Annotated in this window: 15 protein-coding genes; 11 read left to right on the top strand and 4 right to left on the bottom strand. The window is 64.6% G+C overall.

Features of this window, described 5'->3' with window-relative positions:
- Positions 1–124: 124 nt before the first annotated feature.
- Complete coding sequence (gcvA, locus tag EOA13_RS31785; RefSeq protein ID WP_127297339.1) at positions 125–1,024, bottom strand: transcriptional regulator GcvA; 900 nt, start codon at positions 1,022–1,024, stop codon at positions 125–127.
- Between the two features lie 127 nt (positions 1,025–1,151).
- Between gcvA and EOA13_RS31780 the strand changes: the two genes are divergently transcribed.
- Both EOA13_RS31780 and EOA13_RS31775 read left to right on the top strand, forming a co-directional pair.
- Positions 1,152–1,856, top strand: a complete 705-nt coding sequence (locus EOA13_RS31780; RefSeq protein ID WP_127297338.1) for an SDR family oxidoreductase — start codon at positions 1,152–1,154, stop codon at positions 1,854–1,856.
- A gap of 50 nt (positions 1,857–1,906) precedes the next feature.
- The gene (locus EOA13_RS31775) at positions 1,907–2,965 is read left to right on the top strand and encodes a Gfo/Idh/MocA family oxidoreductase (protein WP_127297337.1); all 1,059 of its coding nucleotides are present in this window, start codon (positions 1,907–1,909) and stop codon (positions 2,963–2,965) included.
- An 82-nt stretch (positions 2,966–3,047) separates the two neighbouring features.
- Here EOA13_RS31775 and EOA13_RS31770 read toward each other — a convergent pair whose 3' ends face one another.
- Positions 3,048–3,647 (bottom strand): DUF922 domain-containing Zn-dependent protease, encoded by a 600-nt coding sequence (locus EOA13_RS31770; RefSeq protein WP_127297336.1) that lies wholly within the window; start codon positions 3,645–3,647, stop codon positions 3,048–3,050.
- A 116-nt stretch (positions 3,648–3,763) separates the two neighbouring features.
- Here EOA13_RS31770 and EOA13_RS31765 point away from each other — a divergent pair, with 116 nt between their 5' ends.
- Entirely contained in the window at positions 3,764–4,258 is a 495-nt protein-coding gene (locus EOA13_RS31765) for a hypothetical protein (protein WP_245490541.1), read from the top strand.
- Positions 4,259–4,308: 50 nt separating this feature from the next.
- Here the strand turns inward: EOA13_RS31765 and EOA13_RS31760 are convergent, their stop codons facing one another.
- On the bottom strand, positions 4,309–5,733 hold the full coding sequence (locus EOA13_RS31760; protein ID WP_127297335.1) for a PLP-dependent aminotransferase family protein: 1,425 nt from the start codon (positions 5,731–5,733) through the stop codon (positions 4,309–4,311).
- 35 nt (positions 5,734–5,768) lie between these two features.
- Here EOA13_RS31760 and EOA13_RS31755 point away from each other — a divergent pair, with 35 nt between their 5' ends.
- From EOA13_RS31755 to EOA13_RS31740, 3 genes are all read left to right on the top strand, one after another.
- Positions 5,769–6,521: a pyridoxamine 5'-phosphate oxidase family protein gene (locus tag EOA13_RS31755; protein ID WP_164780465.1), complete on the top strand. Its 753-nt coding sequence runs from the start codon at positions 5,769–5,771 to the stop codon at positions 6,519–6,521.
- Between the two features lie 250 nt (positions 6,522–6,771).
- The gene (locus tag EOA13_RS31745) at positions 6,772–7,230 is read left to right on the top strand and encodes a GNAT family N-acetyltransferase (protein ID WP_127297333.1); all 459 of its coding nucleotides are present in this window, start codon (positions 6,772–6,774) and stop codon (positions 7,228–7,230) included.
- Between the two features lie 142 nt (positions 7,231–7,372).
- Complete coding sequence (locus EOA13_RS31740; protein WP_206535337.1) at positions 7,373–8,572, top strand: PLP-dependent aminotransferase family protein; 1,200 nt, start codon at positions 7,373–7,375, stop codon at positions 8,570–8,572.
- Here the strand turns inward: EOA13_RS31740 and EOA13_RS31735 are convergent.
- Positions 8,464–8,850 (bottom strand): hypothetical protein, encoded by a 387-nt coding sequence (locus tag EOA13_RS31735; protein WP_245490540.1) that lies wholly within the window; start codon positions 8,848–8,850, stop codon positions 8,464–8,466. The genes EOA13_RS31740 and EOA13_RS31735 overlap by 109 nt on opposite strands.
- A gap of 329 nt (positions 8,851–9,179) precedes the next feature.
- Here EOA13_RS31735 and EOA13_RS31730 point away from each other — a divergent pair, with 329 nt between their 5' ends.
- The 5 genes from EOA13_RS31730 to EOA13_RS31710 all read left to right on the top strand — a co-directional run bounded on the left by EOA13_RS31730 (position 9,180) and on the right by EOA13_RS31710 (position 14,262).
- Positions 9,180–9,608 carry a VOC family protein gene (locus tag EOA13_RS31730; protein WP_127297331.1) on the top strand — a complete coding sequence of 143 codons (429 nt, stop codon included), beginning with the start codon at positions 9,180–9,182 and terminating at the stop codon, positions 9,606–9,608.
- Positions 9,609–9,798: 190 nt separating this feature from the next.
- On the top strand, positions 9,799–10,314 hold the full coding sequence (locus EOA13_RS31725) for a hypothetical protein (protein ID WP_127297330.1): 516 nt from the start codon (positions 9,799–9,801) through the stop codon (positions 10,312–10,314).
- A gap of 93 nt (positions 10,315–10,407) precedes the next feature.
- Positions 10,408–11,025 carry a C39 family peptidase gene (locus tag EOA13_RS31720; protein WP_127297329.1) on the top strand — a complete coding sequence of 206 codons (618 nt, stop codon included), beginning with the start codon at positions 10,408–10,410 and terminating at the stop codon, positions 11,023–11,025.
- 25 nt (positions 11,026–11,050) lie between these two features.
- Positions 11,051–12,118, top strand: a complete 1,068-nt coding sequence (locus tag EOA13_RS31715) for a D-alanine--D-alanine ligase family protein (protein WP_127297328.1) — start codon at positions 11,051–11,053, stop codon at positions 12,116–12,118.
- A 155-nt stretch (positions 12,119–12,273) separates the two neighbouring features.
- Positions 12,274–14,262, top strand: a complete 1,989-nt coding sequence (locus tag EOA13_RS31710) for an AI-2E family transporter (RefSeq protein ID WP_127297327.1) — start codon at positions 12,274–12,276, stop codon at positions 14,260–14,262.
- Positions 14,263–14,294 lie beyond the last annotated feature (32 nt).

The following is a 14,294-nucleotide window of genomic DNA, read 5'->3' as shown; positions in this document are numbered from 1 at the left end:
TTCGCGAAGATCCATCGAATAAGGCTTGCCCATCCATGCTGACCTCCTTGCCCAGCATGAAGGTTGAATCAGATTTGCACGCCTAAGGGAATCCCAAGCCGATTCAGTCTCATTTCATCCCGCTCTAGACCGACGGCCTTTCTCCGGCATCCAGCAACCATTGCCGCACGGCTTGCGTCGGCTCGGGGTGGCGCTGTTTTCTCGGCATCACGACATAAAAATCCTGCGTGCCGCGCATTTCGCCGCTGACGGGCTGAACCAGGCGGCCCGTGGCGAGATCAGCGGCGACGAGAAAGCGGCTGGCCAGCGCTATGCCCTGGCCGGCGATGGCCGCATCGATGGCGAGGCTGGTCTGGTTGAAGCGCATGCGTTTCAGTTCGGTCGTCATCTTCAGGCCGACCGCCTTTTCCATGAATTCCGGCCACAGATTGTGCGCATCGTGCAGCAGCACATGGTGCTGGATTTCGGAGGCTGCGATTTCAGCAGCATCTTCCGGCAGCAAGGCCGGGCTGCAGACGGCGACGATCTGCTGGGGAAACAGCAGGTCGACGACCAGACCGGCGCCGAAGGGTGGGCGGCCCTGGCGCACCGCGATGTCGACGCCATCGGCCTGGAAGCTCGACAGGCTCTCGCTGGCCAGAACGCGCAGGTCGACAAGCGGGTTGTGCGCGACGAAGTCGTGCAGCCTCGGGATCAGCCATTTGGTGGCGAAGCTCGGCGTCACGCTGATCGTCAGCCGTGCCGGTTCGGGGCGCAACAGCAGCGTCGCTTCGGAGATCAAGTCGAAGGCGCGGCGGATGTTGGGCACATAGGCGCGGCCCTCATCGGTCAGCGCCAGGCCGCGCGGCAGCCGCTCGAACAGCTTTGTGCCGAGATCGGCTTCCAACCCGCGAATGTGCTGGGCGACCGCCCCTTGAGTGACGTTCAGCTCCTCGGCCGCGATGCGGAAGTTGAGATGACGCGCCGAGGCTTCGAAGGCGCGCAGCGCATTCAATGGCGGCAGGCTGAGGAAGGCTTCGGGCATACAGGAGTTTTTCTACAGGTTGATTTCAAGCATTCTGGTTCGAACCGGTGTGGAAAACCAGCTATATCAACGCTCAACTCCCGAAAACACCGCTTGCGGTGCCCGCCAACCCTGAGAGGAAAATCCGATGAGTGTAGAAAAAGTAGCTGTGGTGGTGGCCGGCGGCAGCGGCATGGGTGCGGCGGCGGCCAAGCGGCTGGCGGCGGACGGCTTCAAGGTCGCCATCCTTTCGTCGTCCGGAAAGGGCGAGGCGCTGGCTGGGGAATTGGGCGGGCTCGGTGTCACCGGCTCCAACCAGTCGAACGACGATCTGCAGCGCCTCGTCGACCTGACGCTGGAGCGCTTTGGCCGCATCGACGTGCTGGTCAACAGCGGCGGCCACGGGCCGCGCGCGCCGATCCTCGAAATCACCGACGAGCAATGGCACACCGGCATGGATGTCTATCTGCTGAACGTCATCCGTCCGGTGCGCATCGTGGCGCCGCAGATGGTCAAGCAGAAGGGCGGCGCCATCATCAACATCTCGACCGCCTGGGTGGTCGAGCCGAGCCCGATGTTCCCGACGTCCGCCGTGTTCCGCGCCGGGCTTGCCGCCTACACCAAGATCTTCGCCAACACCTATGCAGCCGACAATGTGCGCATGAACAATGTGCTGCCCGGCTGGATCGACAGCCTGCCGGCCACCGAGGAGCGCCGCGACAGCGTGCCGATGCAGCGCTACGGCACCTCGGAAGAGATCGCCGCGACCATCGCCTTCCTGGCTTCGGAAGGCGCCGGCTATATCACCGGCCAGAACATCCGGGTCGACGGCGGCATTATCCGCGCTATCTGAGGGCGTCGACCGGGAGGGGGATTCCGGCATCTCACCCCAAGGAGCAAAGAATGCGGCTTTTGATACTCGGCACCGGCTGGATGGCGCAGGAACATGCGCGGCGCTTCATCGCCATCGACGGCGTCGACATCGTCGGCGCGGTCGATGTCGATCCGGCACGGGTCGGCGAGTTCGCCGACAGCTTTGACATTCCCAACCGCTTTACCGCGCTGGATGAGGCGCTGGCATGGGGCGAGTTCGACGCGGTGGCCAATGTCACGCCCGACCGCATCCATCACCCGACCACCATGGCGCTGATCGCCGCCGGCAAGCCGGTGCTGTGCGAGAAGCCGCTGGCCGAAAACTTCGGCAAGGCGACCGAGATGGCCGACGCCGCCGAGGCCGCCGGCATCGTCAACATGGTGAACCTGACCTATCGCAACGTCGCCGCGCTGCAGAAGGCCCGCCAGATGGTGCAGGCGGGCGAGATCGGCACCGTCAGGCATGTCGAGGCGTCCTATCTGCAAAGCTGGCTGGTGTCGAAATTCTGGGGCGACTGGCGCACCGATCCGAAATGGCTGTGGCGCCTGTCGCGCGGCCACGGCTCGAATGGCGTGCTCGGCGACGTCGGCATCCACATCCTCGATTTCGCCAGCTATGGCGCAGCCGTCGACATCGACCATGTCTTCTGCCGGCTGCGCGCCTTCGACAAGGCGCCCGGCAACCGCATCGGCGACTATGGGCTCGACGCCAATGACAGCTTCGCCATGACGCTGGACTTTTCCAACGGCGCCTTCGGCGTGGTGCATGCCAGCCGCTGGGCAACTGGCCATCTCAACGAGCTGCGTTTGCGCATCTATGGCGAGAAGGGGGGCATCGAAGTGGTGCACAATCTCGATGGTTCGACGCTCAAGGCCTGCATCGGCGAAAACGTCGAGAACGCCAAATGGGAAGAGCTCGACGCCGGCACGGTGCCGACCAACTACCAGCGTTTCACTGACGCGGTGCGATCCGGCGTCCAGGCCGAACCGTCATTCCGCCACGCGGCCGAATTGCAGAAGGTGCTGGATCTGGCAGTGGTATCGGACGAGAAGCGCGCGGAGCTGCGGGCGAGTGCGGACACGCGGTGAGCTGGGGCGAAGCGGCGGAGAGCGGCGGGCGCCAGCGGTCGAGATAGCACTGCCGCCAACTTCGGATTAGAAGCTGCGCCAGTCAGGGGCCGGTCACGAGCGAAAAAACCAGTTTCTGCAAATTGCCGCCATCGCCGAATTCGACGCGGTCGAAATCGCGGCTTGCCTGCACCCGCGCCTTCGAGATCGCGTCGAGCCGCTTGACCACCTCGGCCCTTGTCTTGCTGCATTTGGGATCGTCGGCGACGGTCAGGCCGTTCGTCGCGGCTTGGATGTCGTGGACCATCTGGACCATGCTGGCGCCATGCACCTTCTCATGGGCGGCGACGCCGGCGATGAAGGTTTCCCAGTTCTTCTGGACGGCGGGCGGCAGGGAGCCGGAGGGTCTTGGCAAGGTGTAGGTGACGATCAGCTTCGGCCGCCCGGCCGTCAGCACGCAGTCCTTGCCCCTGGGCCGGTAGTCCCTTAACCCCCAGGTCAGCTTGAAATTGGTGTAGGCGATGGCACGGGCAATGCCGAGCTTTGGCCCTTTCTCGCCGATCGAGCGGTAGAGTTCGGCGCCGGACCGGCCCGAGATCGCGTAGGGCTCGATCTTCTCGACCGGCTTCCACTCGGCATGAGCGGTGAGCGGCGAGGCCAGCAGGGCGGCAAAGGACAGACACAGGCGAACGCAGGCTCTCAATCCAACTCTCCGCGAAACAGGACCGGCTGCCGCAAGGGCAATGCCATCGGATCGCTTTTCCTATATGCTGCCGACGGGCGCTGCAAATGCCCTGGAGGCAGTCAATTGGGGGAGTCATGAGAGCTGGACATCTCGTCGTCGTCGGTGCGGTTGCGGTCCTGCAGGCCGCGCAGCCGGCGTTTGCCGCGTCGTGCAACGGCTGGAGTGCGAAGATGGAGGAAGACGAGGGCGGCAGCGTGCTGACGGCTTCGGTCTGCGGCGGGCCGAAAGGCGATGCGCATCTGATGCTCACCTGTTTCGACACGCCGGTGCTGAGCTACGATCTCGGTGCCACCGGCCAGCAGCTGGAACCTGGCATCAGCGGTTCGTTCGCGTTCAAGGCCGACGGCAAGACGGTGGCGAAGGCGCTTCAGCTGGAGGCCATGTACAACTACTTCGTGGTCAATCTGGCGAAAGCAGACCCGCTGCTCGACCTGTTGCGCGGCAAAGGCGATGTGTCGGTCAGTTCGGCCAAATATGGCGAGATCAGCTTTCCACTAAAGGGGTCGAGCGCGGCCATCGGCAAGGTGCTGGCGCAGTGCGGCAAGGCCGGGCCAGCGGATGGGGATTGAGGGGCTCTACAGTTCGATGCCGGCGCACCAATGAGGCGGTTTTCGTTGGCTCACCGGGCTTGCTGCCGAACTACCCCACCCAGTCGCGCCGTCGCGGCCATCAGCTCCTCATCCGAAAACCCCGAAAAACCCAGCACCAGACCTTGCCGGGGCGCCCCGCCGATGAACATCGAGGACAAGGCCCTGGCGCCGACACCCGCCGCCTTCGCCGCCTCGACGATCGCGGTGTCAGGCCCGGCGCGCTTCAGCGTCGCCATCAAATGCAACCCCTGTTCGGGCACGGTTACTTCGAGGGCATCGCCGCAATGCGCCTCGAGGCCGGCGACCAGCACGTCGCGCGCGGCTTGCACCCGGCGGCGCACGCGCCTGAGATGGGCGGCGAAATGGCCCTCGTTCAACAGGTCGGTCAGCGCGCCTTCGGCCAGCGTCGAGGGGAAGCGGTCGGAGCGCGCCCTGACCGCCATCACGGCATCGAGCAGCGCTTCGGGCACCACGACATAGCCGATGCGCAGGCCGGGGAAGAGGATCTTCGAGAAGGTGCCGAGATAGGCGACACGGCCTGAACCGTCCATGCCCTGCAGCGAGGTCAGCGGTGGGCCGGCATAGCGGAACTCGCTGTCGTAGTCGTCCTCGATGATCCAGGCATCGTTGCGCCGCGCCCAGTCGAGCAAAGCGAGACGGCGGCGCATCGTCATCGTCACGCCGAGCGGATATTGATGCGAGGGCGTGACATAGGCCGCGCGCGCCTTGGAGCACAGGCTTTCGCCGATCTCGGGATCGAGCCCTTCCGCGTCGACCGGTACCCCAAAAACCCTGGCGCCGCTGCCGGCCAGCACGGCCTGCGCCATCGGGTAACAGGGGTTTTCGATCCAGACGGCATCGCCGGGGCTGAGCGCGGCACGCACCAGAAGATCCAGCCCCTGCTGCGTGCCCGAAGTCAGCACGATCTGGCCGGCGTCGCAGCGCACGCCGCGTGCGGTCCGGAGATAGGTGGCGATTGCCGTGCGCAGCGGCAGGCCGCCACGCGGATCGCCATAGCGGAAATGCTCCGGTCCGGGGCGGGCGAGGTGGCGCGACAGAAGGATGCGGAACATGTCAAGCGTGCGCGGATCGGACACCGCCACGCCAAGGCCGCAAGGCAGCGAGGTGGCTGCGTCGATCTCCGGCGGACGCGGCTTGACCAGTGCTGTCGGCAGATGCGGCACGTCAGGCGCGACGAAGGTGCCGGCGCCGACTTTGGCAACCGCAAACCCCTCCGAGATCAGGGTTTCGAAACAGGCAACCGCCGCCGAACGCGACAGGCCGAAGCGCTGTGCGAGATCCCGGGTGGTCGGCAATTTGGCCCCGGCGGCCAGCGCGCCGGTCTCGATCAGCCGCCTGAGCGCCGCATAAAGCTCGCGGCTGCGCGGGCCGTCGCCCGGCAGGACCGGGATCAGCGCCGACCAATCCGGAAAATTGGTCTGTTTTTTCTTCATCGGATTGGTTCTTTTATCAACCAATGTCATGGCGCATGGTTGGCAGACAACAACCAAGGATGCAAGCCGTGAACGACACGCCAGCCAGCTTTCCGACCACCAGCCGCAACCGCATCAAGCGCCTGCACGAGCGCGGCAGCTACGACCATGCGGCAGTCTTCGCGGTGCTGGATGCCGGGCTGCTGTGCCATGTCGCCTATACGTTCGACGGCCAGCCCTATTGCACGCCGACCATCCACTGGCGCGAGGACGACATGCTCTACTGGCACGGCTCGTCGGCCAGCCGCATGCTGCGCAATCTGCGCGGCGGCACGCCGGCGTGTCTCACGGTGTCGCATCTCGACGGGCTGGTGCTGGCGCGCTCGGGCTTCAACCACTCGGCCAACTACCGCTCGGCGATGTGTTTCGGCACGGCGCGGATCATCGATGAGCCTGATGAGAAACTGAAGGCGCTGGCCGGCGTCGTCGACCGCTTCTACCCCGGCCGGAGCGAGACCCTGCGGCCGATCTCGGTGCAGGAGGCCAAGGCGACGACGGTGATCGGAATGCGCATCGAAGAAGCAGCGGCCAAGGTGCGCGCCAAGGGCGTCGGCGACGACGAGGAGGATTACGGACATCCGGTTTGGGCCGGCGTCATCCCGGTGCGGATGGTGGTCGGCGCCGCCGAGCCGTGTCCGAGGCTGCTGCCCTGTGTGGAGCGGCCGCAGAATCTGGCTGGCTACGCGGAGGGCGAAAGGTTAGATGCGGCCCTGACGCAGGCGCAGCTGGCGTATGAGGGCGAGGTGTAGCCTGCGAAGTCGGCGCTGCCCCTCATCTGCCTGCCGGCATCTTCTCCCCGTATCGTGACGGGGAGAAGGACGCTGTCACCGATAATTTCGCCAATCGCCAGCGTCACAGTAAAGAGCGCCGACGTTGCGGCTGGCCCCTTTCTCCCCGTCACTATACGGGGAGAAATGTCCGGCAGGACAATGAGGGGCGGCGCCCCACTGCCAACCGAAGCGCCTTGCTGCAGCCAGCACCGCACCTTAAGTCTGCCCGATGACTGATATCACCTTCCGCCGTGCGCAGGCCTCCGACCTGCCTGATATCGTCGCGATGCTGGCCGACGATCCGCTTGGCGCCGGCCGCGAGGACGCTTCCTTGCCGCTGGCGCAAGGCTATATCGATGCTTTCAACGCCATCGACGCCGATCCCAATCAGTTGCTGGTGGTGGCCGTCGATGGCGGCGAGGTGATCGGCACCTTGCAGATATCTTTCCTTGCGGGCCTGTCGCGCAAGGGCGCGTGGCGCGGGCAGATCGAGGCGGTTCGGGTTGCCGGCCACCGGCGCTCGGGGGGCGTCGGCAGGCTGATGATCGAATGGGCGATCGACGCGTGCCGGGCGCGGGGCTGCAGCCTCGTCCAGTTAACCACCGACAAGGGGCGGGCGGACGCGCACCGCTTCTATGGGAACCTCGGCTTCACCGGCAGCCATCTCGGCTACAAGAAGACCTTGTAGTTTCCCGCCCCCGTCCCGCCCGGACAGCGGCTGGCGCATAGCGGAGGGCTTTCAGGCCCTATTCAAAGCGCCGACAAAGACTGATATAGGTCAGCCAAGTTGACCTATATTGCAGCGTCTGGGGAGGCGTGTCGTGACCCTTATGAACCTGTTGGCTTCGCGCTCGTCGCGCATGAAAGCGTCCGAAATCCGCGAGCTCCTGAAGCTGCTCGACCAGCCGGACATCATTTCGTTCGCCGGCGGTATTCCCGATCCGGCACTGTTCCCGGCCGAGGCGATCCGCGACGCCTATGCTTCGGTGCTGAGCGGCGCGGAGGCGGGTGCGGCGCTGCAGTACCAGGTCTCGGAAGGCTATCTGCCGTTGCGGCGCTGGCTCGCCGGGCAGATGGGCAAGCTTGGCGTCGCCTGTGACGAGGCCAATATCTTCATCACCTCCGGCTCGCAGCAGGCGCTGGACTATCTCGGCAAACTGTTCCTGTCGCCGGGCGATACCGCGCTGGTGACGTGGCCGACCTATCTGGGCGCGCTGCAGGCTTTCAACGCCTATGAGCCTCGCTACGACCGGCTGACCCCGGCCGGCGGCAACATGACGCCCGATGCCTATCGCGCGGCGGCGGCTGCAGATGGCGGCAAGGCCAAATTCGCCTATCTGGTGCCGGATTTCGCCAACCCGACCGGCAACACGCTGAACCGTGAGCAGCGCGAGGCGGTGCTCGACCTTGCCGGCGAACTCGACATCGCCGTCATCGAGGATGCCGCCTATCGCGCGCTGCGCTATGACGGCGAAGGCGAGCCGCCGATCCTGGCGCTCGACTGCATCAGGTCCGGCGGTATCGACAAGGCGCGCACGCTCTATTGCGGCTCGTTCTCGAAGATACTGTCGCCGGGCATGCGGGTCGGTTGGGTGTGCGCGCCGCGCCATATCGTCGAGAAGCTGGTGCTGATGAAGCAGGCCTCCGACCTGCACAGCCCGTCGATCAACCAGGTGGTGATGCATCGCGTCGCCGAAGCCGTGTTCGACGGCCAGGTGGAAAAACTCATCGGCGCCTATCGCGAGCGCCGCGACGGGCTGCTCTCGGCACTGGAAGCCCACATGCCGGAAGGCGTGACCTGGAGCCATCCGGAAGGCGGCATGTTCGTCTGGGTGACGCTGCCGGAAGGGGCCGACGCCACCGAGCTTCTGGCGCGGGCGGTCAAGGAGGCGCGCGTCGCCTTCGTGCCGGGCAGCGCGTTTTATGCCGACGGCACCGGGCGCAACACGCTGCGGCTGTCCTTCACGCTCGCCGACCGGCGCGCGGTGAGCGAAGGCATTCCAAGGCTAGCCGCCATCCTGAAGGGATAGGCCGGCGCCGGAAGCCGGCTTGCCTCCGCCGTTACAGTCACCAGCCGCTCAAGCTTTGAAAGCCTGGTGCGAGCGAGCTTGCGGACCGGCTTTTCGAAACCTTCTTCGCCGTTTTCGACGACGAAGACCAATGTCATGAAATCAAGCATGAACTCATCTATGGCTGCCGCGACCTCGCGCGACCTGCCCTTGAACCGGCGCAGCAGAGCGGTTGCTTCCTCGATATCGTCGACACCGGCGCTGTCGACCAGCGCTTCGAGCCTCTGAAAACAATCCAATCGCAATTCCTCCCACCGCGCCACCAAACCCGGTTGCGAGCGGAAAGTTCCAAACTGAGAGTGGTCTCGCGAAAGAAATCGCCTCCACCGCTCGAATTCCGCGGTTTCGACCGGGCGTTGGCATTTTTCTGTTCGGGTGGAACCTCCGCGGCCAACAAAGGTTCTTACCAGGTCTGATCCCCCCTCAGACCTCTGAAGGCTAGAGATGCTTTCCAAAGGCCCGCTGGATCCCCTCCCAGCGGGCCTTTTGTTTGCTGGACGGAAGGAGTATCCGCATTGACGACGCCCTGTCCGAACCTAAATTCGAACCCACACGAGGAGGCGTTTTCATGGAAACCCAGGAATTGCATCGCGGCCGGCTCATCGACCACATCCAACTGGTGGTCAGGGACCTTGCGGCCAGCCGGCGTTTCTACGAGGCGGTCCTGCAGGCGCTCGATGTCCCGATTGGCGGCAGCGGCGCCGACTTTTTCTGGGCCGACGAGCTGTTTGTCTCCACTGCCGACAGCCGGGCCGCACAGGGAAAACTCACCGGCCGCCATCACCTGGCTTTCCAGGCAAGGGATCACGCCACGGTCGATGTCTTCTACAAGGCCGGGCTGGCGGCTGGCGGCACGGACAATGGCGCACCGGGCGAACGGCCCTATCACCCCGGCTATTACGCCGCCTTCCTGCTCGATCCCGATGGCAACAACATCGAGGCCGTCCATCACGGCCCGCATAGTCGCAGCGCCGCTTCGGTGAAGATCACCTTCTGAGTTGCCGACATTCAGCCGGCCGGGATCGCGGGCGCATGGGGCGATGCTGGAGAGAGAGGCTGCTTTGCGTTGCCAGATTGGTGGCCACGATGCTAACCGTGCAAATGGCGAGCGGGAATCGGTATCGAAGCAACGCGCGCTGCAAAATCCTCAATAAAACTCCCCTTATCCCCGTGGAGATATATTTTTTATGCAAAACCCAACAAGGGCGATCTGTGCCGCCACGCTTTTATTTGCGATCGGGGCCGTTGGCCTCAGAAGTATATCACCTTTTGCTTATGTTTCATCGGCGCAGGCGCAGGAGGAATATCTTCCGACCCAGAAGGATTTTGTCGGCAAATGGAAACTGAACGGTGGGGCCATCCGGCCGCCGCGCGATATGAAGGATGCGCCGACACCGGAACAGGAAGCAGCCGCCAATGAATTCCAGCAGACGGTGACGGCGTTTTACGGGGCGTTCGACTATCTGGAGATCACGGCGGACGGCCGCTACAATTTTCATCAGCCGGGTGATCCGACGTCGGGGCCTTGCGTCTGGTGCGGAACCTGGTCCTTCAGCAAGAGTTCGGCGTGGCTCAAGCTGGAGACGGCGCCCAGGCTGGATATCTACGCCAAGGACGGCGACATGCAGATGACCTACACTGTCGAACCCGACGAAAAATCGAAATATGCATGGCTGGTATTCGGTTGGACAAAGGCCGAGTAGGCGGCGGCGCACGGCTCGCCACACGGGCCTAACGGCTTTTCATCCATCTCGTATCTCGTATACGAGGGGGAGCCAGCCGCCCGAGGAGACCGCATGAACCCGCTGCCTGAAACCGTGCCGTTTTTCAGCCAGTGGGAGACGCCCGACCTGACGCTGGACGTCCTCGCCGACGGCGCGGATGTTGCGCTCAGGCGCGATCCGCTCTGGCGGAGGTCGGGCGCGGAAACCCTCGATGAGTATGCGGTCTGGGCGGCCAACATCTGCGGCATGGCGTGCCTGAAGATGATCTTGGCAAGCCGCGGCGAGGTCGTGCCGACGATCGAGCTTGCCAGGCGCTGCACCTTATATGGCGGCTATGTCGTCAACGGGGGATCGATCAAGGGGCTGATCTACGCGCCCTTCGTCAGCTTCGTGAAAGAGGTTTTTGGACTCCGGGCCGAGGTGGTGACCAATGTCGCGACGGCGGAGATTCCGGCGATCATGCAGCGGACGCGCTTCTTCATCGCGTCGGTCAGCAGTTCGATCCGCTGGCCCGAGCGCGAGCCGCCCTCGAAGGGCGGTCATCTGGTGCTGGTCACGGCGGCATCCAACCAGGGTTTCCGCTTCCACAACCCGTCCGGCCATGACCCCGCCACACAGGCAGACGCAGTGTTGGCGCCGGCCGATTTCGATCGCTTCTTCGCCAATCGCGGCATTGCCGTCGCCATTTGATTTTTTTGACAGTCGAGGGATTTCGATGACCGGTAAGACAAGAGTGGCCATCCTCTATGGCGGGCGTTCGGCCGAGCATGACGTGTCGCGCCTGTCGGCCGCCAATGTGCTGAAGGCGATCGACCGGACGCGCTACGACATCGTGCCGATCGCCATTTCGCGAGACGGCAGATGGTTGCTGCAACAACTTGATGACGCGGCAGGGGCGCCGGCATCCGAAGACGGCCCGGAGGTTGCATTGTTGCCCGGCGGCAAGGGCCGGCTGGTTGCCGTGTCGCCGGACGGTACGCGGCCTGACCTGCCCCCCATCGACGTCGTGTTCCCGGTGCTGCACGGGCCGTTCGGTGAGGACGGCTCGGTGCAGGGCTATGCCGAGGTCGCCGATGTCGCCTATGTCGGCTGCGGCATCCTCGCCTCGGCCGCCGCCATGGACAAGGAGATCGCCAAGCGGCTGATGCGCGAGGCGGGGCTTTCGGTTGCCCGGTCGCTGACCTTGCGGCGCGGTGAGCGCGTGTCCTTCGAGGATGTCGCGGCGAAGCTCGGCCTGCCGGTATTCGTCAAGCCGGCACGCCAGGGCTCGTCCTTCGGGGTCAGCAAGGCGACCGACAGGGCCGGCCTCACTGCGGCCATCGAGGCGGCTTTCCAGCATGACAGCAAGGTTTTGGTGGAGGAATTCGTCGAGGGCCGCGAGATCGAGTTCTCGGTGCTGGAGCGCGCCGACGGGTCGCTGACGGTGTCGCTGCCCGGCGAGATCATTCCGGCCGGCAAGCATGGCTTCTACACCTATGAGGCCAAATATCTCGATGCCGACGGCGCGCTGGTCAAGGTGCCCGCCGATATCCCGGCCGATGTGGCCGAGAAGGCCAGGGATATGGCGCGGCGGGCATTCCAGGCGCTTGGCTGCGAAGCCATGGCGCGCGTCGATTTCTTTCTGCGCGCCGATGGCAGCCTGCTCGTCAACGAGGTCAACACCATTCCCGGATTCACCGACATCTCGATGTACGCCAAGGCCCTGGCGGCATCAGGCATCGGCTACAGCCAAACCATCGACGTGCTGATCGAGCACGCGCTGGCCAGGCATGCGGCGCGCTGATCCGAACGAGCGAGCCTGACTTCCATTCCGCGCGTTGAGAGCGCGGCCGACGCGGGCGGGATCATTGTCTGTTGAGTGAGGTGTATTTCATCGTTGGCTAAAGTTGTACGTCGGCTCTATATGCCCGATCATGGCATTTGGCAGGGAGGCATCACGTGGCCAATCGTCGAAACGGCACGGCGTCTCCGGCTGATGGGCCGGGCGACGCCCTTTCAGCGGCCGCGCTTCATCCGCGAACCTCATTGCCCAATGTGGCGACCATCGTCACGACAGTGGCGGCACTGTATTTCGGGCGCGAGGTTTTCCTGCCGATCGCGATCGCGCTGCTGCTGACCTTCGCCCTGGCGCCGCTTGTCTCAGCTCTTAAAAAGGTCGGTATCCCCCGAATTGCCGCCGTCATTGCCAGCGTGCTCGGCGCTTTCGCGGCGCTTGGCCTGTTCTCCTTCATCGTCGCCACGCAGGTCAGCGAACTGGCGCAGAACATCCCAGTCTACCAGACCAACATCCTGACCAAGATCCGCTCGCTCAAGGAAACCGGGGTGGGGGGCGGGATCCTTGCCAGACTGAGCAAGGTGGTCGAGCGGGTCGGCCAGGAGATCGACAGGCAGGACCCCTCGCTGCCGGCTGCCACCCCGGAAAAGCCGCCGCGCGAGCCGGTGCCGGTCGAGATCGTCGCGCGCGAAAGGCCGCTCCAGGTTCTGCAGAACATCGTCGGGCCGCTGATCAGCCCGCTTGGGTCGGCCGGGCTGATCATCGTCGTCGTCATCTTCATGCTGCTCGAGCGGGAGGATCTGCGCGACCGCTTCATCCGGCTTGTCGGCTATGGCGACCTCCACCGCACCACCGAGGCGCTTCAGGATGCCGCCAAGCGGGTGGGCCGCTATCTCTTGATGCAATTGGTCGTCAACATCGTCTACGCCGTACCGATCGCGATCGGGCTCTGGGCCCTCGGTATTCCCAATGCGCTGCTGTGGGGGCTGCTGGCGCTGGCGCTGCGTTTCGTGCCCTATATCGGCCCGATCATAGGCATGCTGTTGCCGCTGTTCCTGGCGCTGGCCGTTGCGCCGGGCTGGTCGCTCGTGCTGTGGACGGCCGCCCTGTTCGTGGTGATGGAGCTGATCACCGGCAATGTCATCGAACCCTGGCTCTACGGTTCGCGGACAGGACTGTCGCCGCTGGCGATCATCGTCGCGGCGATTTTCTGGACGTGGCTTTGGGGGCCGCTCGGGCTGATCCTGTCGACACCGCTCACCGTCTGCCTGGTGGTGCTGGGCAGACACGTGCCGCAGTTTGAATTCCTCGACGTTCTGTTCGGCAACGAGCCCGTGCTCGAACCCCATGCGCGCCTGTACCAGCGGCTGCTGGCCGGCGATCCGGAAGAAGCCACCGACCATGCCGAGGAGATGCTGGAGGAGAAATATCTGGTCGAATTCTACGACAAGGTGGCCATTCCGGCGCTTCTGCTGGGCGAACAAGACCGTGTGCGCGGCGTCATGGGCGATTTGCAAAGGCGGCAGGTGGCGGCCAGTGCCCTGATGCTGGTCGCCAATCTCGACGACAGCGCGCAGGAGGAGGCAGGCGAGGAGGAGGAGCCGCCCGTGGCCGCAGAGGCGAGCGACGATGGCGATCCCAACGGGGAGGACGAGAAGACCGACCTGCCCGATGGCACGGATATGTCCGTGCTTTGCGCCGGTGGGCGTGGCGAGCTCGACGACGCCGCCGCCGCGATGCTGGCGCAGGTGCTGGAGGTCCAGGGCGCGACGGTATCGAAAGCCGGCTTTGCCGATATGGAGCCCGCCAGCATTCGCCGCCTTGAGCTCGAAACCGTCGACACCGTCGTGGTCGGATTCCTGAACCGGGATTCCGTCAAGCACGCCCGCTTTCTGGTTCGCCGGCTGAAGCGTGCGAAGGCCGCACTGCGGGTGGGAATCGTGTTCTGGTCGGAGGCGGGCAGCGAGGACAAGGAGACGGCCGACAAACTGGCCCGTGACATGAACGCGGATTTCGTGGCGCATGGCATGGTCGACGCCGTGCTGGGCGCGCTGTCAAACGAGCCGCCGGTCGCTCTCAAGCTTGTCGCCAAACGGCGCATGCGGCGACAGCGGGCCGCGTCCAAGAAGGTCACGGCGGCAGCGGCGGGTTAGGCCCTGCCTTCGCCTTCTTCGGCAATGTCGGG

This window comes from Mesorhizobium sp. M7A.F.Ca.US.011.01.1.1 (assembly GCF_003998295.1).
Classification (GTDB): Bacteria; Pseudomonadota; Alphaproteobacteria; order Rhizobiales; family Rhizobiaceae; genus Mesorhizobium.
The sequence above is the reverse complement of the archived record's forward strand: the minus strand, read 5'-3'. Positions and strand labels throughout refer to the sequence as shown.